A 21,243-nucleotide genomic window follows, 5' to 3' on the forward strand; every position below is an offset into this window, starting at 1 on the left:
GCTCATACCGCGTCCCCCAGCCGCAGCACCGCGCCCAGACCGCGGCGGCGCCCCGCCCAGGTCTCGACGGCGACGGCGGCCGCCACCAGGGCGGCGAGGCCCACGCCCAGCCCCGCGGTCAGGGCGTAGTCGGTGTGCAGCGCGGGTGCGGCGGGGCCGCCGGTGAACTCGCGCAAGGTCAGCGCGGGCCCCAGGATGCCGGGCAGGAGCAGGCCGAGCGCCACTCCCCCGGCGACCGCGGCGAGCGCCATCGGCAGCAGCTCCAGCAGGTCCAGCGCCGCGATACCGCGCGTCGGCAGGCCCAGGGTGCGCAGCCGGGAGGCGGTGCGGCCGCGGTCGCCGGCCGAGAGCAGCAGCTCCAGCACCAGCGCCACCAGGGCGAGCAGCACGGCGAGCGCGGTGGCGGTCGCGTACGTGCGGCGCACCCCGCGCAGCAGCCCGTCGTCCGCGGCGAGCGACAGCTCGTCGGCCTTGATCCGGACCTGCCCGGAGGGCCCGGCGACCCGCGGGCCCGTGGCGCGCAGGGCGTCGCCGTTCAGGTGCGGGCCGTAGAGGAGCACGGCGGCGGTGTCGTACTCGCTCTCGTCGAGCATGCGCAGCTCGGCGGAATCCACCAGCAGCAGCGGGCTGTCGGTGGCCACCGACGTCGGACTGCCGTCTTCCTCGCCGCGCCCGGCGTCCTGCTGGTCGACGCTCAGCAGCGGCCCCAGCGCCGGGTCGCGGCGGGCGGCGTCCGGCAGCCGGCCCACGACACGGACGGAGACCGTGTTGCGCCTGAGGGTGGTGGTGTACGTGTCGCCGATCGCGCCGCCCGCGAAGTCCGAGGTGGCGAGGGCCGGCAGGATGTAGTGGCCCTTCACGGGCGCGGGCTCCGGCCGGCCCGCGAGGCCTGCGGCTTCGAGCGCGCGGGCGGCCGCGGAGTCCGGGGCCTGGGCGGCGAGCACGTCGGCGTCGACGCCCGCGACACGGGTGGTGCTGTAGCGGGCGCCGTCCGTCACGCTGGTGAGCTGGTTGAGCAGGCTGCGGACGACCGTGGCCTTGCGGACGCCCTGGACGTCGGTGAGTTCGCGGTCCACGGTGCCGTCCCGGCCCGCGCCGATCACGACGGCGTCCGCGCCCGACGTCCACACCGCCGCGGTCCTGCTGCCCTCGGCGACCGTACGGGACACCAGGCCGCCGAAAACGGCCGTGGACAGCGTCATGACCAGCACCAGCAGGGCCAGCGCGTGCCCGGGCGCATCCCGGGCGGCACGCGAGAACGCGATCAGCGGCACCGTCCCGCGCCGGCCGCGCGCGGCCCGCGACACCAGCCGCAGCGGCAGCGGGTAGAGCCGCACCAGCAGCACCACGGCGGCTGCCCCCAGCAGCGCGGGCACGATCGCGAGCTGCAGGTCCAGCCCGCCCGCCCCGGCGCCGTGCAGGCGCAGCATCGCCACGCCCGCCACGGCGAGCAGCAGCACCATGACCTCGACGGCGAGCCGCCGCAGCGCCGGAGGGCGGCTCTCCCGGCCGCCGTGGTCCCGCGCCGCGGCCAGCGTGAGCAGCGGCAGCGTCAGCCAGGCCACGGCGGCGACCACGAACGCGGGCAGCAGGCTGCCGAGCCCGGCGCCGCCCGCGGGCGTGGCCCGGACGGCGGCGCCGACGCCGAGCGCGCCGCCGAGCAGCGCGGCGGGCGCGGTCTGGACGAGCCGGACCAGCGCGAGGTCCGTCGCGGAGGCGCCCCGGGCGCGCTGCAGCGCCTGGGCCCGCTCCCGGCGGTGGACGGCGAGCCGGGCGGTGACGACGACGGTGGCCAGGCCGACCGCGATCAGCCCGGCGAGCGCGAAGGACTCCAGGGTGCGGGCCTGGTCGCGGGCCCGCGCGAAGGGCTCCAGGACGTCGGGCACGGCGTCGTCGGTGGTCAGCTCGGAGGTGTAATGGCGTCCGAGGCCGCACTGGTCGCCCATGTAGTCGTGGGCGTCCGGGCAGTAGACGTCGGCGACCGCTGCCGCGAAGCTGTCGGCCGCGTCCCGCAGCTTGCGCAGGCCCTCCGGGGTGGCCGTCCGGGTCGCCTGCTGCGGCGTCATCCGGATGGAGTCGCGCCACACCACGGTGAAGGGGTCGCCGCGGCCGCGGGTGAGCTGCTGGAGCGCCTCGACCGCCGTCGCGTCGATGACGGCCTGGCCGCGCCACAGGCCTTCGACGCGGGTGGGCCGGGCGAGCAGTGTCTCGTCGTGCCAGATCGGCGCGGCTGCGCCGGTCGGCGGGGTGAAGAAGCCGCTGACGACGGCGTCGGTGTCGTTGGTGCCGATGTCGCGGGAAAGGTGGAGGCGCTGACCCGTGCTGAGGTGCAGGGCGTCGCGGGCGGCGGTGGAGAAGGCGACGGGGATCGGCGAGGTCCTCGTCGGCCTGCCGGGCGGGGTGCCCTGTGTGTAGGAGGACGCCGGTGGCGCGTCGTCGGCGTACAGCAGCCCGAGCTGGAGGGCGCCCGCCGCGGTGACGGCGTGCAGCGGGGGCACCTCGACCCGGGTGGAGTCGTGGACGAGCATCGCGTCCAGCGGCGGCTTCGCCGCGGCGAGCAGCTCGGCCCCGGTGGCGCGCAGGTCGCTCGCGAGGGTGGAGCCGGACGGGTCGGGGACGGGCACGGAGGCGTCGGGCATCAGACTGAGGCTGTGCTTGATCTCGCCGTCGTTCTGCCGCGCCACGGCGAAGCGGCTGCGCAGCGCGTCGCCCGCCCACCGGTCGAGCAGCGTCGGTCCGGCTGCCGTGACCAGCGCGAGCAGCGCGACGACCAGGGTCAGGCACGCCAGCAGCGGCGCCTCCGCGCGCGCCTCGCGCCGCACCTCCGGATCCCGCACACCACTGCCCGGCCGCAACCGGCGCACCGCCCCGGATCGGCTCATGCCCGTCCCCCTGCCTCGCCTCGAAAGAGCCCCTGCCCGCCACGTGCCCCCGCACCGCCACGGCCCACCGCCGGACGGGCCCGGTCCGGCACCGCGCGAACGCCCCCGGCACCCCGGGCCACGCGGTCACGCGGCGCCGCGGCCGGGTGAACCGCACACGCCACAGGTCCCGGCTCCGCGCCGGCACACCCCGCATCCCCGGGCCCGTACCCGCGCGCACCGGCTACCCGGCCACCCGCGCGAAACCCCTCCGCAGCCCCCCGGCGCGCGTGACGGCGCGCCACCGCGCGGTACGGGACCGGCGACCGGCGGGTCCGGGGCGGCCGGGTCCGTCGTACATGCCTCATCCGTCGTCACCCGCTCGCAGGACGCGGACGAGGTCGACACGGGCGAAGACGCGGGCGAGGGCGGTGACGACGGCGACGATCAGCACGGCCGTGCCGAGGGCGACCCCGGCGACCTTCGGCCAGGGGACGGTCACGACGAGGCCCGGAACGATCGGGGCCCCGGTGGCGTCCACGCTGACCAGCGGGGTGATCACGGCCCCGAGGAAGGTCCCCAGCACGCTGCCGACCACGACGGCGAGCAGGGCGAGGCCGAGCTGCTCGGTCCACAGCAGCGCGGCCAGCTGGCGTCTGCGGACGCCGACGGCGCGCAGCAGTGCGAACTCGCTGCGCCGCGAGCGGGCGGACATCGCGGTGTGCAGCGTGAAGCCGATGACCGCGAAGGCCGGCGCGAGCACCAGCGCGAGCACCAGCGCGGAGCGGGTGCCGCGTTGCAGCGGGTCGTCGCGGATCAGCCGGGCTGTCTGCGGCACGGTGGTGCCGACGCCGGCCGCCGGGTCGGCGCGCAGCGCGGCCGCGGCGGCGGTGGCGTCACCGTCCCGGGCGGACAGCAGCCAGAAGTCGTCGGTCGGCGGTTCGCTGCCGGCCGCGACCACGGCGGCGGCGAGCGCGCGCGAGTCGACGAGCAGCCGGCCCACCGAGCGGTCGACGCCGGGCACGGCGGTGATCCGCCCGATGATCTTCACTTTGACCATCACGTCCGGCCCGTCGGCCAGGTCGACGACCGCCCCGGTGTCGAACTCGCCCGTGGCCTGGAGCGCGGCGTCGGCGAGCGCGGGCACGGGCGGCTGGTCGGGCGCCGCCACCGGGCCGAGGGCCATGTCCCACTGCGGCGGGACGACACCGGGCTGCGGGCCGCGGAAGGTGCCGGAGAAGAGCGCACCGGGCACCTGCGCGTCGTCACACAGGTGCGGGCCCACCTCCGCCTCGACGTCCACGTTGCCGGGCTCGCACTGGGCGGGGTCGTACGCCGTGTTGGTCAGGTCCTTCCACAGCGCGCCGTCCGGTGCCGCGTCGGAGTCGATCCGCAGGTGGTACGTGCGGCGCTCGTACGGGAAGCGGATGCTGACGGCGAGCCCGATGACGCGCAGCGGGTAGTGCCGGACGGCCGGGGCGCGCCCGGTGAAGCCGAGCGGCAGCCGCACGGTGTACGGCGTGCCGTCGGTGACCGGCAGCGAGGTGGTGAGGTGGTCGGGGAGCCCGTCGGCGTCCTCGATCGTGAGGGTCAGCCCCACCGGCACGTACGGCCCCTTGCCGCCCGCGGACAGCCGTACGGTGAGCGGCAGTTCGGTGGGACGGCCGGGCAGGGTGAAGCCGTGGTCGGGGACCGCGGCGCCGAGGCCGGCCAGCAGGTCGGCGGCGGGCCGGTCGACCATGTCGGGGCGCACCACGGGCACGGGGCCGGTGGTGCCGGACGTCTGGGTCGCGAGGATCGCCGCGGTGTTCACGCCTTCCGCGGTCAGGACCGTGTCGCCGCGGCTGAGCCCCAGGCCGGTGACGGGGGTGGCGGCGGTGACACCGGGCAGGCCCGCGTAGACGTCGTGGCGCTGCCCGATGGGCGGCACCTTTCCGAGGGTCTGCGGCGGCGGAGTGACCCGCAGGTCGCCGCCGACGCCGAAGGCGGCCTGGTCGTTCGCCCCGCGGTCGAGGATCGCGAGCGCCGTCACGCCGAGCGAGCCCACGGCGAGCGCGAGCGTCATGAGCAGCGCGGGCCCGGTGTGCCGGGCGGCGCGGCGGCCGACCTGCCAGCCGGCGAGCGGCAGGACGAAGCCGGCGGCGCGGCGCGCGGCCCGGTCGATGAGCGGTGCGGCGAGCGGCAGCAGCCGCAGGCTCAGCAGCGTCGCCGCCGCGGCCATCAGCACGGGGGTGAGGATCAGCACCGGGTCGACCGAGGCGCCGCTCACCCCGCCGGCCACCGGGCTGCGGTAGTGGCGCAGTTCGAGCCAGCCGGCCACGGCGACCGCGGCGAGCACCAGGTCGGTGCCGGCCCGCTGGAAGGCGGCGGCGCGGGCGCCGCGAAGCCGCAGCCGCATCCCCGCCCTGCGGTCGGCGGCGGCGCGGGCGGTGGGGAGCAGCACCGCGGCGCCGTGCAGCGCGAGGGCCAGCAGCGCCGCGGTCCAGCCGACTGCGGTCGCGCCGGACGCGGGCAGGTCGCCGTGCAGCAGCCCGGCACCGCGCAGCCCGGCGAGCAGCGGCCCGGCCAGGAAGGGCGCGGCCAGGGCCGCGGGCACCGCGACCAGGGCCCACTGCCCGGCGGCCGCGCCGACCAGCCGGCCCGTCCCGGCGCCCCGCGCGCCCCTGAGCGCGATCTCGGCGGCCCGCGCCTGGGCGAGCTGGCGGGCGGTCAGCACCAGGGCGGCGGTGGCGAGCGCGGCGACCAGGGCGGCGGGGATGTCCATCCCGGCGCGGGCGACGGCCATGGGCGCGGACAGGGCGGCGAGCGTGTCCGGCAGCCGCGAGAAGGTGTAGACGCCGCTCATGGCGGGCGGCCTGCCCTGGAAGACGGAGACGGCGGTGTCGCTGCCGGCGAAGCGCGCGGCGCGGTCGTGGAGCGGGCCGATCGCGCCGAGGGTCAGCCGGGAGGTGTCGGGGGCACCCATCCAGGCGCCGAGCGCGTCTGCGGTGAGCGCGGGCTGCGCAGTGAAGGCGCCGGGGGCGACGAGGGCCAGGCTGTCGGTGGTGCCGTAGGAGCTGCTGAGCCCGGCCAGGACGCCGGGGTCGCCCGGCGCGGGGGCGTAGATGCCGGTGAGCCGCAGGGCGACGCGGTGCAGGCCGACCTGGAGCTGGAAGCTGTCGCCGACGCCCAGGCCGATACGGGCCGCGGCGGGCTGGCTGAGGGCCGCCTGCAGAGGGGCGCCGGGCCTGCCCGCGCCGGCCTGCGGCCAGCCGCCGGCGGTGAGCCGGGCGTGCGCCGCGGGGTCCGGCAGGGCGACGACCACGGAGCTGGCGCCGCTGAGGGCGCCGTCGGCGCGGAGCAGGGAGTATTCGGAGGACAGCGAGGCGGGGGCGCGCAGCGCGGTGTACGTGCGGTGCGGCACGTCGCCGAAGACCCGGTCGAGCGCGCCGCGGGCGGCCTTGTCGCCGCCGGCCAGGTCCTGCGGCCGGTAGCGGCCGAAGATGTCCACTCCGGTGTCGGCGCCGGTGCCGGTGGACAGCCGCTGCCGGACGGCGCTCTGCACGGAGCGGTCGGCGAGCGCGGCCAGGGCCGAGAGCACGGTGGCGGACAGCAGGATCGCGAGGGCCGCGGCCAGCAGCACGGCGAGGTGGTGGGTGCCGCCGCGGACGGCGGCGGGTGCGGCGGGGCCGGTTCTGCGGCGCGCGGGCTTGGGCCGTACGTCCGTCGCCATACGCCGATCCACCCCCGTGCCGCCCCCCGGTGGACGGCCGTGCGGCGGTCCGGCGGTGACGCTAGTCCCGGAAGTAGCATTGTGCAAGACTTTCAGATAACCGGAAGATATTTTCCGGTTATCCGCAGAATTTTGCAGCTATTTGCAGGCTCCCCGCGATCCCGCAGGACCCCGTGCACGTACCGCACGTACGCCGGGCAGGAAACCGCGCGGGTACGGACCTGGCGTCACCAGGTCCGTACCCGCGCGGGTACGGCTCGTACGGCGTGCAGCGCCGGGCGTCAGTGCAGCTCGGTGATCTCCGGGCCGCGGCGCATCGGGTCTATGCCGTCGCCGAACCGTGACTGCGGCTCGGCCGCGGCGCCGCCGTCCGGCACCATCTGGGCGTCGTTGGGCAGCTTCAGGACGATCGGGTCGCGCGGCGCCATCGGGGACTCGCCGCGCACCACCACGGTGTCACGGAAGACCGACTCCAGCACGCCCGCGGCCTGCGGCTGCACCGCGCCCTGTCCGGAGATGACCCCGCGCAGGAACCAGCGCGGCCCGTCGCAGCCGACGAAGCGCACCAGCTGCACGCCGTTGCGTCCGTCCGGCAGCGGCACGGGCACCTGGGCGCGCAGCTCCCAGCCCAGCGGGCCCTCGACCTCGTCGACGACACCGCCCTGCTGGGTGATCCCGGAGGCGATCTCCTCGCGCACCTCGCCCCAGATCCCCTCGGACTTGGGCGCGGCGAAGGCCTGGAGCTGGACGGCACTGTCCCGCAGCACCACGGTTGCGGCGACGATCGACTCACCGGCGACCTCGACCCGCAGCTCCATGCCCTCGACCCCGGGCACGAACATTCCGCCGAGGTCGACCCGGCCGTCCGCCGGGCTGCTGGTCTCGGACACGTCCCAGGGGCCGTCCGGCCGAGCCGCGGGCGGCAAATTGTACCGGCGGGCGTCCCCGGAGTCGTCCGACTCGGCAGCGTCCTCGGCCGGCTCTTCGTCGGCCTCGACGGCCTCGTCGAGCTCGTCGAGGGCGTCTTCGCGCTCCTTGCGACGACGGAACACGGTCACTGTCCTTCCCGGTCTGCTACGACCGATGCGTATCCGTATCTGGACGTGCCGGCCGAGGGCGCTTCCCCCGCGGCATGACCCCCCGTGGAGCCGAAGCCCCCCGCGGCCCTGGCAGACCCGGGCAGTTCCGCCACCTCGTGGAAGCGGACCCGCTCGACCTGCTGCACGACCAGTTGGGCGATCCGGTCGCCCTTGGCGAACCGCACGGATTCGCGCGGGTCGAGATTGACGACGATCACCTTGATCTCTCCACGGTACCCGGCATCCACCGTTCCCGGGGCATTCACCATGGCCACACCGCAGCGGGCGGCCAGCCCGGAGCGCGGGTGCACGAAGGCCGCGTAGCCGTCGGGCAGCGCGAGCGCGATCCCGGTCGGCAGCACGGCCCGCTCGCCGGGCGCCAGCTCGGCGGCCTCGGTGGTGGTGAGATCGACCCCGGCGTCGCCGGGGTGCGCGTAGGAGGGCACCGGCACGGAGTCGTCGAGGCGGCGCAGCAGCACGTCCACCGGCCGCCGGGTCACGGGTTCACCTCGAAGGCGCGGGCGACCTTGACCTGGTCCGGGTCGGCCATCGCGGCCCGGATCTCCTCGGGGCGGCCGTTGCCGGTGAAGTGCTCCAGCTTGACCTCGACGAAGAGCGCGTCGGCGCGCACCGCGACCGGCCCGTCGGGGGCGCCGATCCGGCCCTCCGCGGAGCTGTAGATCTTCCGGCCGGCCACCGCCGTGCAGCGGGCCGACAGGTGCAGGGTGGCGCCGACCGGCACCGGGCGCAGGAAGTCGGTCTCCAGCCGGCCGGTCACGGCGATGACGCGCAGCATCCAGCCCAGCGCGCCCAGCGTCTCGTCCAGCGCGGAGACCAGCACCCCGCCGTGCGCCAGGCCCGGCGCGCCCTGGTGGGCGGGCTGCACGGTGAACTCGGCGGTCACGGTGACGCCCTCGCCGGCCCGCGCCGCCAGGTGCAGCCCGTGCGACTGGGCGTCGCCGCAGCCGAAGCACTGGTCGTAGTGCGCGCCCAGCAGCTCGCCCGGCGCCGGGGCGTCGCGGTGGCGTACCGGCGCGGCGGCGTCGGCGGGGGGTGTCAGGCCGGCGCGCGGGGCGCCGGGGGGTGTCGTGGCTGCACTCACGCCCGAGACCCTACCCTCCTGGGGCCGCCGTGCGGGCGGCGCGGGCACGCACATTCGCCCGTGGCAGTCTGGTGGCATGCAGCCTTACGACGAACGCCTCACCGTCCCGCGCTCCTGGTGGTTCCTCGCCATCGGCGTGGGCGTCGCGATGGCGCTGATCCTGCTCCCCTTCGGCCCGCTGCCGCTGCTGGCCGGGCTGGTGGTCGGCGCGGCGCTGTCGCTCATGGCGGTCAGCTCGTACGGGTCGGTCCGGATCCGGGTGGTGGCCGGCTCACTGGTGGCCGGAAAGGCCCGCATCCCGGTCGGCGCGCTGGGCGAGGCCACCGTGCTGGACCGCGAGGAGACAGTGGCGTGGCGGACGTACAAGGCCGACCCGCGGGCCTTCATGCTGCTGCGCTCGTACGTGCCGACCGCGGTCCGGGTCGAGGTGACCGACCCGGCGGACCCGACGCCGTACGTCTACCTGTCGACGCGCTCGCCGCAGCGGCTGGCGGCGGCGCTGGAGGCGGTACGGGCGCAAGCGCCGGCGGAGGACGCCGAGCCCGCGGCGGGGGCCGCCGAGGCGCACTGAGGCCGCACGGGAGGGGCGGCCGGGGCGGGGGTCCCGGGCGTACGCCGGGGGGCCGCGGTCAGACGTCGGGGTAGGGGCCGGGGCCGGTCTCGGACTCCGGCACCTCCGGCCACGGGAACTGCGCGGCGCGCAGGTCGCGGCGGATCCGCTCGGCGAGCTTGCGGGTGTCGCGGCGGTTGACCACCGCGCCGACAGCCGCGCCGATCATGAACGGGGTCAGCGTCGGCGCGTTGCGCAGGGTGCGGCGCAGCAGCTGCTGGCGCACGCTGCGCTTCATGCTGCTGCCCAGGGCGACGTTGACCGTGGACAGCTTCAGCACGTCGATGCCGCGCTGCTCGGTCCAGGACCACAGGTAGGCGGTGGCCCGCTCACGGGCACCGCCGGGGACGCGCAGTCCGTAGACCTCGTGCAGCTCGGCGATGAGCTTGTACTCGATGGCCGCGACGCCGAGCGTCTCGGTGGCCAGTTCGGCCGGCATGGTCGGCGGGCTGGGCAGCATCGCGGCGGCGCCGACACCGGCGCCGACCGTCATCGTGCCCTTCACCGCGGCGGCGATCAGCCGGTCGGCGATCTCGTCGGGGCCGAGGCCGGGAAACTGCCTGCGCAAGGCGGCGAGGTCCCGCACCGGAATGCGGGGTGCCACCTCGATCAGCCGCTCCGCGACCGATCCGATCCCGGCCCTCGCGGCGCTCCCGCTCCTGCGGGCGCCGCCGCGCACACCGCCCACGCCGTGCCTGACGCCGCGGCCGAGGCCGCGTGCGGTCATGGCCGCGAGCGAGGCCGCACGGCCCCGCTCGATGCCCTCACGGCCCGCCGGTGCGCCGGACACGGGATCAGGCCGCGCAGTCGCGGCAGATCGGGTTCCCGTTCTTCTCCGACGCGAGCTGGCTGCGGTGGTGGACCAGGAAGCAGCTCATGCAGGTGAACTCGTCCGCCTGGCGGGGCAGCACGCGGACCGACAGCTCCTCGTTGGACAGGTCTGCGCCGGGCAGCTCCAGGGACTCGGCCTGGTCGAACTCGTCGACGTCGACGGCGGAGGTCGTCTTCTCGTTCCGCCGGGCCTTCAGTTCTTCGATGCTGTCCTCGTTGACGTCATCGTCGGTCTTGCGTGGCGTGTCGTAATCAGTAGCCATTTTCGCTCTCCCCCTGTGGGTGTCTGCGGTGTCTCCAGCGCACGTAACGCGCGGGAGGCCGGACTTGTGCCCGACCTGAAGCGGAGATTTTGCCTCACATCAAGGCCCGTTACTCAATCGACACCCAGCCGCACCCCCGAAGAGGTGATCACGACTGTGGCCGATCATGGTCGGCAGTGGCCGGGAATGCACCCGGCACATCCGCCAGTACCTCTACTTCCCGTGATCATGACCTGCGGAAACATGGATTTTCCGGTCTTTTCCCCAATGTCTTGATCACTGAGTGTAGGCACTGGGTAGATCGTGTGTGCGATCGATCACAACCATCCCATGGTCGTCACAGACCGCAAAATTACTCGCAAAGCGAACAGCGATCGGGCAAGTCGCGACACTCGGTGATCAGCCGAGTGACACGCTTCACATCTGCCGGACACCGCCGGCGAGGCCCAGGTCAGACCGGGATCGCCACTCTCATCACGAGTCCACCGCCCTCGCGGGGCTCCGCGGTGATGACGCCGCCGTGCGCGCGGGCCACCGAGCGGGCGATGGACAGGCCCAGCCCGACGCCCTTGTCGCTGCCCGTGCGCTCGGTGCGCAGCCGCCGGAAGGGCTCGAAGAGGTTGTCGATCTCGTACGCCGGGACGACGGGCCCGGTGTTGACCACGACGAGCACCGCGTGGCCGTGCACGACCTCGGTGCTCAGGTCGACCCAGCCGTCCTCGGGCACGTTGTAGCGCACCGCGTTCTGCACCAGGTTCAGCGCGATGCGCTCCAGCAGCACGCCGTTGCCCTGCACCACCGCGGGCGACACGGCCGCACGCAGCTGCACGCCCTTGGCCTGGGCCTCGGCGCTCGCCTGGTCCAGCGCCCGGGAGGCGGCCTCGGCCAGGTCCACCGGCTTGCGGTCGACGATCTCGTTGTCGCTGCGGGCCAGCAGCAGCAGGCCCTCGACGAGCTGCTCGCTGCGCTCGTTGGTGGCCAGCAGCGTCTTGCCGAGCTGCTGGAGGTCCGCGGAGGCCTCCGGGTCCGAGAGCTGCACCTCCAGCAGCGTGCGGTTGATCGCGAGCGGGGTGCGCAGCTCGTGCGAGGCGTTCGCGACGAAGCGGCGCTGGGCGTCGAAGGATCTCTCCAGCCGGTCGAGCATCTCGTCGAAGGTGTCGGCCAGCTCCTTCAGCTCGTCGTCCGGGCCCTCCAGCTCGATGCGGCGCTTGAGGTCGGAGCCGACGACGCTGCGGGCGGTGCGGGTGATCCGGCCCAGCGGGGCCAGCACCCGGCCGGCCATCATGTAGCCGAAGGCGAAGGCGACGACCGCCAGGCCGATCAGGGCCAGCAGCGAGCGCTTGAACATGGTGTTGAGGGCCAGGTCCCGCTGGTGCTGCATGCACTCGTTGACCGTGGCGGTGAAGTCCTTCCCGCCGGTGACCGAGGTCAGCTGCGGGCAGTTGATCTGCTCGAACTGGAGGGTGCCGCCGGTGATGTTGAAGGGCAGCTCGCCGCCCTGTTTGGCCGCCTGCGCGGCCAGCAGGTAGATCACCCACAGCAGCAGCACTCCGGCGATCAGGAACATGCCGCCGTAGAGCACCGTGAGCCGTATCCGGATCGTCGGCCGCAGCCAGGGCGGCGGCCGGTCGGCCGGCTGCGGATCCCACGGCGGACGCGGCGGCGCCTGCGGGGCGGGCGGCGTGGGGGAGGCGGAGGAAGCGGTGGCCACGCGATCAGATCCGGTAGCCCGAGCCGGGCACCGTGACGATCACCGGCGGCTCGCCCAGCTTGCGGCGCAGCGTCATCACGGTCACCCGCACGACGTTGGTGAACGGGTCGGTGTTCTCGTCCCAGGCCTTCTCCAGCAGCTGCTCCGCCGAGACGACCGAGCCCTCGCTGCGCATCAGCACCTCCAGCACGGCGAACTCCTTGGGCGCCAGATGCACCTCGTTGCCGTCCCGCGTGACCTCGCGGCGGTTGGGGTCGAGCCGGATGCCGGAGCGCTCCAGGACGGGCGGCAGGGCCGTCGTCGTACGGCGGCCGAGCGCGCGGACGCGGGCGGTCAGCTCGGTGAAGGCGAAGGGCTTGGGCAGGTAGTCGTCGGCGCCCAGTTCCAAACCCTCCACGCGCTCGCTGACGTCGCCGGCCGCGGTGAGCATGAGGACCCGGGTGGGCAGGCCCAGCTCGACGATCTGGCGGCAGACGTCGTCGCCGTGGACGACCGGCAGGTCGCGGTCGAGGACGACCACGTCGTAGTCGTTGACGCCGATCCGCTCCAGGGCGGCACCGCCGTCGTAGACCACGTCGACGGCCATCGCCTCGCGGCGCAGGCCGGTGGCAACCGCGTCGGCGAGCAGTTGCTCGTCCTCGACGACCAGTACGCGCAAGGCGCTGTTCCTTCCATGAGCTGTGTGGATTCCCGTCCATCCTGCACCGGGGACCGGTAAATCGGCGGTAAGTGCGGAACCCGTGGAATTTCCACGGTGTCGGGAAGGTTTCCGCCGCGGGCACGGCGGGGAGGACGACTGCACACCCACCCACCACGCCCGTCGCGTGTCGTCACGCGCGGCATCTGGCTTGACACGCAGCGCGTGTCAACGGAGACGAGGAGGGGGCGCCATGGACGCGTTCACCACCGGAATCCTGCAGCGCATACACACCACGGAGTCCGATCTGCGCAGGGCTCGCGAGACGGGCGACGACTTCCTCGCCGAGGTCGAGCAGGGAGAGCTGGACGATCTGCGCCGGCTCGCGGCGGAGCACGGCGTGGACGTACGGCCCAAGGTCGCCTGACCCCCAAGCCGCACGCCCCGGCCCCTGGAGGGAGCCGGGGCGTTCGCATGTCCGGGGTCCGGCTCAGTCGTGCCAGGCCCCCAGGTCGTCCAGCAGCCGCTGGAGCGGCTCGAACAGCCCCGCCGGGGCGGCGACGGTCAGCTCGCCCGAGGGGCGCTCCCCCGGCCGCCCGCCGGTGAGGGCACCCGCCTCCCGCGCGAAGAGGTCCCCTGCGGCGAGGTCCCAGGGATTCAGGCCGCGCTCGTAATAGGCGTCCAGCCGCCCGCAGCCGAGATCGGCCAGGTCGATCGCGGCCGAGCCCGCGCGGCGGATGTCGCGGACCTGCGGGATCAGCTTGCGGGCGACCTCGGCCTGGGCGGTGCGCCGCTCGGTGAGGTAGCCGAAGCCGGTGGCGACGAGCGCCTGCGCCATCTCCGGCGCCGTGCGGCAGTGTGCGCGCACCCCGTTGACGAAGGCGCCGCCGCCCAGCACGGCCTGGTAGGTCTCGGCGCGCATGGGCGCCTCGACGACGCCGACGACGACCTCGCCGTCCTTCTCCGCCGCGATGCTGACCGACCACGACGGCAGGCCGTAGAGGTAGTTCACGGTGCCGTCGAGCGGGTCGACGATCCAGCGCACCCCGCTGCTGCCGGGGCTGCTGGCGCCCTCCTCGCCCAGGATGCCGTCGTCGGGGCGGGAGCGGGCGATGCGGTCGGCGATGAGCTTCTCCGCCGCGATGTCCATCTCCGTGACGACGTCGATGGGGCTGCTCTTGGTCGCGGCGACGCCCAGGTCGGCGGGTCGGCCGTCGCGCAGCAGCGCGCCGGCGCCGCGCGCGGCGTCCAGGGCGACCTCCAGCAGTTCGGCGTACAGCGCGCCTTTGCCGTCCGGTGGCGGTGTGCTCACGTCGTGCTCCTCGGGTCGTGGGCTCCGGTCGCGGCGACCGGTGCGGTGGGGTGCGCCATGCGCTCAGTCCAGGCCCGCGGCGGCGGGCAGCGGGGTCCGGGCGGGGCAGCAGCCGCGCGGGCAGACGTCGTGGCTCGGGCCGAGCGCGCCGAGCGCGCAGCGCGGGGCAGCCTGGCCGCGCTCGGTGGCCGCCCGCTCCAGGACCAGCTCGCGCACGGCGGCGGCGAAGCGCGGGTCGGCGCCGACGGTGGCGGCGCGGGTGACCGGCAGGCCGAGTTCCGCGGCCTTGGCGGCGGCCTCGGTGTCCAGGTCGTACTTCACCTCCATGTGGTCGGAGACGAAGCCGATGGGCACCATCACGACGGCGGTGGCGCCGCCGGCGTGCTGCTGCTCCAGGTGGTCGCAGATGTCGGGCTCCAGCCAGGGGATGGTCGGGGCTCCGCTGCGCGACTGGTAGACGAGCTCCCACGGGCGGTCCACGCCGTCGGCGGCCCGGACCGCGTCGGCGACCAGCCGGGCGGTGTCCAGGTGCTGCGCGACGTAGGCGCCGCCGTCACCGTGGCCCTCGGCCGGACCGGAGGTGTCGGCCGCGGCGGTCGGGATGGAGTGGGTGGTGAAGGCCAGCCGGGCGCCGGCCCTGGTCCCCGGCGGCAGCTCGGCGAGCGCGGCCAGGGTCGCGTCGGTCATGGGCCCGACGAAGCCGGGGTGGTTGAAGTAGTGCCGGAGCTTGTCGACCTGCGGCACGGCGCGCCCCTCGGCGGCGAGCTCGGCCAGGGCGGCGGCGAGGTTCTCGCGGTACTGCCGGCAGCCGGAGTACGAGGCGTAGGCACTGGTGGCAAGGACCAGGACGCGGCGGTGCCCGGCGTCGGACATCTCCCGCAGGGTGTCGGTCAGGTAGGGCGCCCAGTTGCGGTTGCCCCAGAAGACCGGCAGGTCGAGGCCGTGCTCGGCGAAGTCCTTGCGCAGCGCGTCGAGCAGCTCGCGGTTCTGCGCGTTGATCGGGCTGACGCCGCCGAAGAGGAAGTAGTGCCGGCCGACCTCCTTGAGGCGCTCCCGGGGGATGCCCCGGCCGCGGGTGACGTTCTCCAGGAAGGGCACGACGTCGTCGGGTCCCTCGGGGCCGCCGAAGGACAGCAGCAGCAGGGCGTCGTACGGCGCCGGGCCGCTCGTCGGCGCGCCGGTCCCGGGCGCGGGGGTGTCGGGCGTGGGTGACTGCTCTGGCATGGCTCCGATCCTGCCACCCGGCGCCCCCGCCGCCCGACCTGGCCCGGCGTGCCCGACCGCGTGCCCGAGCGGTGTTCACCGGCCGCTTCGCTCCGTAAGCTGTATAGACCATCCACAGTCCTTACGGGAGCACCGCCGTGACCAGCCCCTACCGTGCGATCTTCGCTGCTCCCGGCAGCCGGGCGTTCTCCGCGGCGGGGCTGATAGGCCGGATGCCGCTGTCCATGCTGGGCATCGGCATCGTCACGATGATCTCGCAGGTGACCGGCCAGTACGGGCTCGCGGGCGCGCTGTCGGCGACGACGGCGCTGTCCGGCGCGGTGATCGGCCCGCAGGTCTCCCGGCTGGTCGACCGCCACGGCCAGGCGCGGGTGCTGCGCCCGGCTGCCGCCGTGACCGTGCTGGCGGTCGCGGTACTCCTGCTCGGGGTGCGGGCGGGGGCGCCGCACTGGGTGTTCTTCCTGGGCGCGGCGGGAGTGGGCGCGACGCCGAGCCTGGGAGCGATGGTGCGGGCCCGCTGGTCGGTCATCCACCGCAGCGCGCCGGAACTCCTCCACACCGCTTATTCGTTCGAATCGGTGGTGGACGAGATCGTCTTCATCGTCGGCCCGATCCTGTCCGTCGGCCTGTGCACGGTCTGGTTCGCCGAGGCCGGCCCGCTGCTGGCCGCCGCCTTCCTGGGCATCGGCGTGCTGCTGCTGGCCGCCCAGCGCGGCACGGAACCGCAGCCGCATCCGCGCACCCACCAGGGGGGCGGCTCGGCGCTGCGGGCCCCGGGCATGCCGGTGCTCATCGTCGTCTTCACGGGAATGGGCGCGATGTTCGGCGCGGTCGAGGTCATCACGCTGGCCTTCGCGGACGAGCGCGGCCACAAGGCGCTGGCCAGCCTGGTGCTGGCCACGTACGCGCTCGGCTCGTGCCTGGCGGGCGTGGTGTTCGGGCTGGCGCAGCCGCGCGGCAGCGCACGCGGCAGGTTCCTGCTGGGTGTCACCCTGATGGCGGTGAGTATGATCCCGCCACTACTGGTCGGAAACCTGGTGTTCCTGGCCATGGCGCTGTTCGTCTCCGGCCTCACGATCGCCCCCACCATGGTGACGACGATGAGCCTGGTCGAACGGCTCGTGCCGCGGACGCGGCTGACCGAGGGCATCACGTGGACCTCCACCGGCCTGGCGGTCGGGGTGTCCCTGGGGGCCGCGCTCGCCGGTCGGGTGACCGACGCGCACGGTGCCTCGACGGCGTTCGCGGTACCCGCCGGCGCGGCGTTCCTCGCCGCGGCGGCGGCAGGACTCGGGTACCGCCGGCTGCGGCCGGCGCCGGAGCGGGAGGACGTGCACGGTGAGTACGACGGCGAGGAGCGGGATGCGTTCGGCGCGCTCGAAAAGCACGGCGACGTGGCGTAACTGGGCCGGGAACGTCGCCGCACGCCCGGTGCGCAGCGTGGCGCCCGCCTCTCCCGACGAGCTGGCCGCGGTGCTCCGCAAGGCCGCCGCGGACGGCCTGACGGCCAAGGCGGTCGGCTCCGGGCACTCCTTCACGTCCACCGCCGCGACCGGCGGGGTACTGATCCGCCCCGACGGGCTCACCGCGATCCGCTCCCTCGACCGGGCCGCCGGCACCGTGACGGTCGAGGCGGGCGTGCAGCTCAAGCACCTCAACGCGGCACTGGCCGCCGAGGGGCTGTCGCTCACCAACATGGGCGACATCATGGAGCAGACCGTGGCCGGCGCGATCAGCACCGGCACCCACGGCACGGGCCGCGACTCCGCCTCGATCGCCGCGCAGATCACCGCGCTGGAGCTGGTCACCGCCGACGGCTCGGTGCTCACCTGCTCCGCCGCCGAGCGGCCCGAGGTCTTCGCGGCCGCGCGCATCGGGCTGGGCGCGCTCGGCGTGATCAGCGCGGTCACCTTCGCGGTGGAGCCCGTCTTCCTGCTGGCCGCGCGCGAGGAGCCGATGCGCTTCGACCGGGTGATGGCGGAGTTCGACGCACTCGCCACCGAGAACGAGCACTTCGAGTTCTACTGGTTCCCCCACACCGACAACTGCAACACCAAGCGCAACAACCGCAGCCAGGGGCCGGCGGCGCCGCTGCCCGCGGTCCGCGGCTGGATCGACGACGAGCTGCTGTCCAACGGCGTCTTCCAGGCCGCCTGCGCGCTCGGCAAGGCCGCCCCCGGCGCCATCCCGGGCATCGCCCGGATCTCCAGCCGCGCGCTGTCCGCCCGCACGTACACCGACATCCCCTACAAGGTCTTCACCAGTCCGCGCCGGGTGCGCTTCGTGGAGATGGAGTACGCGGTGCCGCGCGAGGCCGCGGTCGACGCGATCCGGGAACTCAAGGCCACGGTGGAGCGGTCCGACTTCCGGATCAGCTTCCCCGTCGAGGTACGGGTCGCGCCGGCCGACGACATCACGCTGTCGACGGCGTCCGGCCGGGACAGCGCCTACGTCGCCGTGCACATGTACCGGGGCAGCCGCTACCAGGAGTACTTCACCGCGGTGGAGCGGATCATGACGGAACGGGAGGGCCGGCCGCACTGGGGCAAGATGCACACCCGTGACGCGGACTATTTCCGTACCGTCTACCCGCGGTTCGCCGAGTTCACCGGATTGCGCGACCAGTTGGACCCGGGACGGCTTTTCGGCAACGACTACCTCCGCCGGGTGCTGGGTTCGTAGGTCTTCGCCCTGTTTGTCCAGCGGCGTTCACTCCCCCGAGTGAGACGCATCACCCAACTCCCGCCCGGCGCACCACAATCGGCGGCGCGGCAGCCACCCTGCGGTGGCCCAAATGGAGTACCGTGACGATTCCGTGCTCCCGGTGCCCGTCCGGTCGCTCGGACGGATGGGAGGTAGCTGCGACGGCAGTCGCCCCGCCGCGTGGCGTAAGGTCACCCAGAGTGGCCAATCGTCCACCTTCCCATAACGGGGTGTCACCACACAGGGACGACACGCCGGGCAACTCTGCAAGGTTGTGGCACGCTGCACCCGGGAAGGCCACACTCGTCCAACGGGAGCAGCGACGCACCCGACGTCGGCAGGCACCATCCGGGAGGTAACCGTGCCCGAACTGCGCGTCGTGGCCGTCAGCAACGACGGCACACGACTGGTGCTCAAGGCTGCCGACAGCACGGAATACACGCTCCCGATCGACGAGCGGCTGCGCGCCGCCGTGCGCAACGACCGGGCCCGGCTCGGCCAGATCGAGATCGAGGTCGAGAGCCATCTGCGGCCCCGCGACATCCAGGCGCGGATACGCGCGGGTGCCTCCGCGGAAGAGGTCGCCCAGATGGCCGGCATCCCGGTGGAGCGGGTCCGCCGCTTCGAGGGGCCCGTGCTGGCCGAGCGCGCCTTCATGGCCGAGCGGGCCCGCAAGACCCCCGTCCGGCGGCAGGGCGAGAGCACCGGTCCGCAGCTCGGCGAGGCGGTGGCCGAGCGGCTGCTGATGCGCGGCGCCGAGAAGGAGACCGTGCTGTGGGACTCCTGGCGGCGTGACGACGGCACGTGGGAGGTGCTGCTCGTCTACCGCGTCGCCGGCGAACCGCACTCCGCGAGCTGGACGTACGACCCGCCGCGCCGCCTGGTGCAGGCCGTCGACGACGAGGCCAGGGCGCTGATCGGCGAGACCCCGCAGACGCAGGCGCAGGAGCCGAGCTTCCCGTTCGTGCCGCGGATCGCGCGGCTGCCGCGCGAGCGCACGATGGACCGCGCGCTGGAGCGCCCGGAGCGGCCCGACCGCTCCGAGCGGCCGGACCGCGCCGCCGCACGCGTCGAGGAGCGCGGGGCCGCCGCGGCTGCGGCTGCGGCCTCGGCGGAGGCGGACGAGCGCGACTCGCTCACGAGCCTGCTGGAGGCGGTGCCGAGCTTCCGCGGGGACATGGTGGTGCCGGCGCCTCCGGCCGCTCCGGACACGCCGCCCGCCCCGCAGGAGCCCGCCGCCGAGGCCGAGCAGGAGTCCGCGGCTCCGGCCGCCTCGGCGGGGTCCGCGTACGCGGACGTCCTCATGCCACGGGCGGTCGCGGGCCACCGCGACCGGCTCGTCGGGACGACCGACCGGCAGGCCGAGGCGGACGGCGTCCGCCCGGGCCGCCGGGCGACCGTCCCGAGCTGGGACGAGATCGTCTTCGGCAGCCGCCGCAAGAAGCAGGAATAGCCCCCGCGGGCTACGCATGTCCACCGCCGCGCGCGGGGCGCGCCTCCGCGCTCCCGCGCGCGGCACGCCTGCGCCGCCGGATGAGCCTTCTCACGGCACGGCTGCGCCGCCGGACACTCGTTTTCGGGGTGCCGTTGTGCCACGGGGGAGCGTTTCCCCGGCCGCGCCTGCGCCGCCGGATGAGCCTTCTCACGGCGCGCCTGCGCCGCCGGGCGAGCGTTTCACGCCGCGCCTGCGCCGCCAGATGAGCCTTCTCACGGCGCGACTGCGCCGCCGGGCAAGCGTTTCACGCCGCGCCTGCGCCGCCGGATGAGCCTTCTCACGGCGCGCCTGCGCCGCCGGGCAAGCGTTTCAGGGCCGCTGCTGCGCGGCCGGATGAGCGTCTTCGGGGGCGCGGGGGGACACCCCCCACGCGAAGCTCTGGGGGGTGCGCGACCAGCCTCACCGGCCGGTGGTCCGTGGGGGTACCGCCCAGGTGAAGCTCCGGGGGAGACAGCGACCGCTCCTCCGGGCCGATGACGACCCGCGCCCCGGCGGGGGCCGGGGGTACCTCCCAGGCCCCCGCCGGGGTGCCCGGCGCGGCATGCGCAAGCCCCATCCGCGACCGGGCGGCGGAAAGCGCTCGCTCGCGGCGCAGCCGCAGCCTGCGGGGCGAACGCGCCCGCAAAACGCCCACCCCGCGCCGCGGCGCAAGCCCATCCGGAGCGGGCGGCGGACAAGGCCTCACCGCCCTGCGCAGCAGAAGCGCTCGCCGCGCAGGGCGGGTTCAGAGCCCACCCGCGGGGGGCGAGAGGGGTCAGACGGGGCCGGGGCCCGTTTCCACGGGGAGGCCGGACGCAGTCCATTCGCTCCAGGAGCCGGGGTAGAGCGCCGCGGTGATCCCGGCCTCCGCGAGGGCGAGGACCTCCTGCGCCGCCGAGACGCCCGAGCCGCAGTAGACGCCGACCTCCGTGCCGGGCGCAGCCCCGAGCGCGCTGAAGCGGGCGGCGAGGGCCTGGGCCGGCAGGAACGTGCCCTCAGCCGTCACGTTCTCGGTCGTGGGGGCGTTGACGGCGCCCGGGATGTGCCCGGCGACCGGGTCGATCGGCTCGACCTCTCCCCGGTAGCGCTCCCCGGCGCGGGCGTCGAGCAGCAGGCCGCTGCGGGCGAGCGCGGCGGCCCCCGCGGCGTCGAGTACCGGCATGCCGCCGGGGCGCGGCGTGAAGTCGCCCTCCCCCGGCGGGGGTTCCTCCGTGGAGAGGGGGTGCCCGGCGGCCCGCCAGGCACCGAGCCCGCCGTCGAGCACCTTCACCCGGTGGTGCCCGGCCCAGCGCAGCAGCCACCAGGCGCGAGCCGGCCCCCAGCCGTTCCAGTCGTCGTAGACGACGACGTCGGAGTCGGCGCTGACACCCGCCCGGCGCATCGCGGCGCCGAACTCCTCGGCGTCCGGCAGCGGGTGCCGGCCGGCTGCGCCGGGCGGCGAGGCGAGTTCGGCGTCCAGGTCGACGTAACGGGCCCCGGGGATGTGCCCCTTGGCGTATTCGCCGAGTCCGGGCGGTCCGCCCATCTTGTAGCGCACGTCGAGCAGGACCGGCGGCACGGGCGCGGCGGCGAGGTCGCCGGCGGAGATCAGGAAATCCATACGCCTATTGTGGAGGCCCGGCACCGCACTGCGGCGCGGCCCGACGGCCTACCGCCGTCCCTGGTGCGACGATCGCTGTGCCGGCCCCCGCGGAAAGCCGGGCAGGCAGCGGGCTGCCCACGAG

At 74.9% G+C, this 21,243-nt stretch carries 17 protein-coding genes; 5 read left to right on the forward strand and 12 right to left on the reverse strand.

The genetic code is table 11. From position 1 onward, the window contains the following. Positions 1-2 precede the first annotated feature (2 nt). The 5 genes from IH54_RS45275 to IH54_RS0104270 all read right to left on the reverse strand — a co-directional run bounded on the left by IH54_RS45275 (position 3) and on the right by IH54_RS0104270 (position 8,754). Entirely contained in the window at positions 3-2,882 is a 2,880-nt protein-coding gene (locus IH54_RS45275) for a hypothetical protein (RefSeq protein WP_159011639.1), read from the reverse strand. Between the two features lie 343 nt (positions 2,883-3,225). Next, a complete protein-coding gene (locus IH54_RS0104255) occupies positions 3,226-6,573 on the reverse strand; it encodes an ABC transporter permease (RefSeq protein ID WP_052397055.1) in 3,348 nt (1,115 codons plus the stop codon). A 281-nt stretch (positions 6,574-6,854) separates the two neighbouring features. Beyond that, positions 6,855-7,625 carry a DUF3710 domain-containing protein gene (locus IH54_RS0104260; protein ID WP_031512917.1) on the reverse strand — a complete coding sequence of 257 codons (771 nt, stop codon included), beginning with the start codon at positions 7,623-7,625 and terminating at the stop codon, positions 6,855-6,857. Positions 7,626-7,627: 2 nt separating this feature from the next. Next, positions 7,628-8,152, reverse strand: a complete 525-nt coding sequence (gene dut / locus IH54_RS0104265; protein ID WP_031512918.1) for a dUTP diphosphatase — start codon at positions 8,150-8,152, stop codon at positions 7,628-7,630. Beyond that, positions 8,149-8,754 (reverse strand): PaaI family thioesterase, encoded by a 606-nt coding sequence (locus IH54_RS0104270; RefSeq protein ID WP_052397056.1) that lies wholly within the window; start codon positions 8,752-8,754, stop codon positions 8,149-8,151. The genes dut and IH54_RS0104270 overlap by 4 nt, the downstream gene beginning before the upstream one ends. 76 nt (positions 8,755-8,830) lie before the next feature. Between IH54_RS0104270 and IH54_RS0104275 the strand changes: the two genes are divergently transcribed. Then, positions 8,831-9,325 carry a DUF3093 domain-containing protein gene (locus IH54_RS0104275; protein ID WP_052397057.1) on the forward strand — a complete coding sequence of 165 codons (495 nt, stop codon included), beginning with the start codon at positions 8,831-8,833 and terminating at the stop codon, positions 9,323-9,325. Positions 9,326-9,383: 58 nt separating this feature from the next. On the opposite strand, the gene IH54_RS0104280 is transcribed toward IH54_RS0104275, so the two are convergent. From IH54_RS0104280 to IH54_RS0104295, 4 genes are all read right to left on the reverse strand, one after another. Beyond that, entirely contained in the window at positions 9,384-10,154 is a 771-nt protein-coding gene (locus IH54_RS0104280; protein ID WP_063762195.1) for a hypothetical protein, read from the reverse strand. A 4-nt stretch (positions 10,155-10,158) separates the two neighbouring features. Then, positions 10,159-10,458, reverse strand: coding sequence for a DUF4193 domain-containing protein (locus IH54_RS0104285; RefSeq protein WP_031512922.1), 300 nt, complete (start codon positions 10,456-10,458; stop codon positions 10,159-10,161). A gap of 451 nt (positions 10,459-10,909) precedes the next feature. Beyond that, a complete protein-coding gene (locus IH54_RS0104290) occupies positions 10,910-12,169 on the reverse strand; it encodes a sensor histidine kinase (protein WP_031512923.1) in 1,260 nt (419 codons plus the stop codon). 4 nt (positions 12,170-12,173) lie between these two features. Then, positions 12,174-12,827, reverse strand: coding sequence for a response regulator transcription factor (locus tag IH54_RS0104295; RefSeq protein ID WP_031512924.1), 654 nt, complete (start codon positions 12,825-12,827; stop codon positions 12,174-12,176). Between the two features lie 232 nt (positions 12,828-13,059). On the opposite strand from IH54_RS0104295, the gene IH54_RS46060 reads away from it, so the two are divergent. Next, positions 13,060-13,233 carry a hypothetical protein gene (locus IH54_RS46060; RefSeq protein WP_199923331.1) on the forward strand — a complete coding sequence of 58 codons (174 nt, stop codon included), beginning with the start codon at positions 13,060-13,062 and terminating at the stop codon, positions 13,231-13,233. 63 nt (positions 13,234-13,296) lie between these two features. Here IH54_RS46060 and IH54_RS0104305 read toward each other — a convergent pair whose 3' ends face one another. Then, a complete protein-coding gene (locus IH54_RS0104305) occupies positions 13,297-14,118 on the reverse strand; it encodes an inositol monophosphatase family protein (protein ID WP_052397058.1) in 822 nt (273 codons plus the stop codon). Positions 14,119-14,181: 63 nt separating this feature from the next. Further along, positions 14,182-15,342: a ferrochelatase gene (locus tag IH54_RS0104310; RefSeq protein WP_031512926.1), complete on the reverse strand. Its 1,161-nt coding sequence runs from the start codon at positions 15,340-15,342 to the stop codon at positions 14,182-14,184. 137 nt (positions 15,343-15,479) lie between these two features. Here IH54_RS0104310 and IH54_RS0104315 point away from each other — a divergent pair, with 137 nt between their 5' ends. The 3 genes from IH54_RS0104315 to sepH all read left to right on the forward strand — a co-directional run bounded on the left by IH54_RS0104315 (position 15,480) and on the right by sepH (position 19,498). Then, complete coding sequence (locus tag IH54_RS0104315; protein ID WP_043179774.1) at positions 15,480-16,745, forward strand: MFS transporter; 1,266 nt, start codon at positions 15,480-15,482, stop codon at positions 16,743-16,745. Then, entirely contained in the window at positions 16,705-18,024 is a 1,320-nt protein-coding gene (locus IH54_RS0104320; protein ID WP_031512928.1) for a D-arabinono-1,4-lactone oxidase, read from the forward strand. Before IH54_RS0104315 ends, IH54_RS0104320 begins: the two co-directional genes overlap by 41 nt. Before the next feature lie 382 nt (positions 18,025-18,406). Then, positions 18,407-19,498 carry a septation protein SepH gene (sepH, locus tag IH54_RS0104325; RefSeq protein WP_031512929.1) on the forward strand — a complete coding sequence of 364 codons (1,092 nt, stop codon included), beginning with the start codon at positions 18,407-18,409 and terminating at the stop codon, positions 19,496-19,498. Between the two features lie 796 nt (positions 19,499-20,294). On the opposite strand, the gene IH54_RS0104330 is transcribed toward sepH, so the two are convergent. After that, positions 20,295-21,119, reverse strand: coding sequence for a sulfurtransferase (locus IH54_RS0104330; RefSeq protein WP_031512930.1), 825 nt, complete (start codon positions 21,117-21,119; stop codon positions 20,295-20,297). Positions 21,120-21,243 lie beyond the last annotated feature (124 nt).

The organism is Streptomyces sp. NRRL F-5123 (assembly GCF_000721495.1).
Lineage (GTDB): Bacteria > Actinomycetota > Actinomycetes > Streptomycetales > Streptomycetaceae > Actinacidiphila.

Excerpts from the sequence above, each read along its gene's own strand:
- IH54_RS0104285 (WP_031512922.1), bottom strand. The coding sequence starts at position 10,458 with ATGGCTACTGATTACGACACGCCACGCAAGACCGACGATGACGTCAAC.
- IH54_RS0104275 (WP_052397057.1), top strand. The coding sequence starts at position 8,831 with ATGCAGCCTTACGACGAACGCCTCACCGTCCCGCGCTCCTGGTGGTTC.
- IH54_RS0104330 (WP_031512930.1), bottom strand. The coding sequence starts at position 21,119 with ATGGATTTCCTGATCTCCGCCGGCGACCTCGCCGCCGCGCCCGTGCCG.
- IH54_RS46060 (WP_199923331.1), top strand. The coding sequence starts at position 13,060 with ATGGACGCGTTCACCACCGGAATCCTGCAGCGCATACACACCACGGAG.
- IH54_RS0104310 (WP_031512926.1), bottom strand. The coding sequence starts at position 15,342 with ATGCCAGAGCAGTCACCCACGCCCGACACCCCCGCGCCCGGGACCGGC.
- IH54_RS0104320 (WP_031512928.1), top strand. The coding sequence starts at position 16,705 with ATGCGTTCGGCGCGCTCGAAAAGCACGGCGACGTGGCGTAACTGGGCC.
- IH54_RS45275 (WP_159011639.1), bottom strand. The coding sequence starts at position 2,882 with ATGAGCCGATCCGGGGCGGTGCGCCGGTTGCGGCCGGGCAGTGGTGTG.
- IH54_RS0104255 (WP_052397055.1), bottom strand. The coding sequence starts at position 6,573 with ATGGCGACGGACGTACGGCCCAAGCCCGCGCGCCGCAGAACCGGCCCC.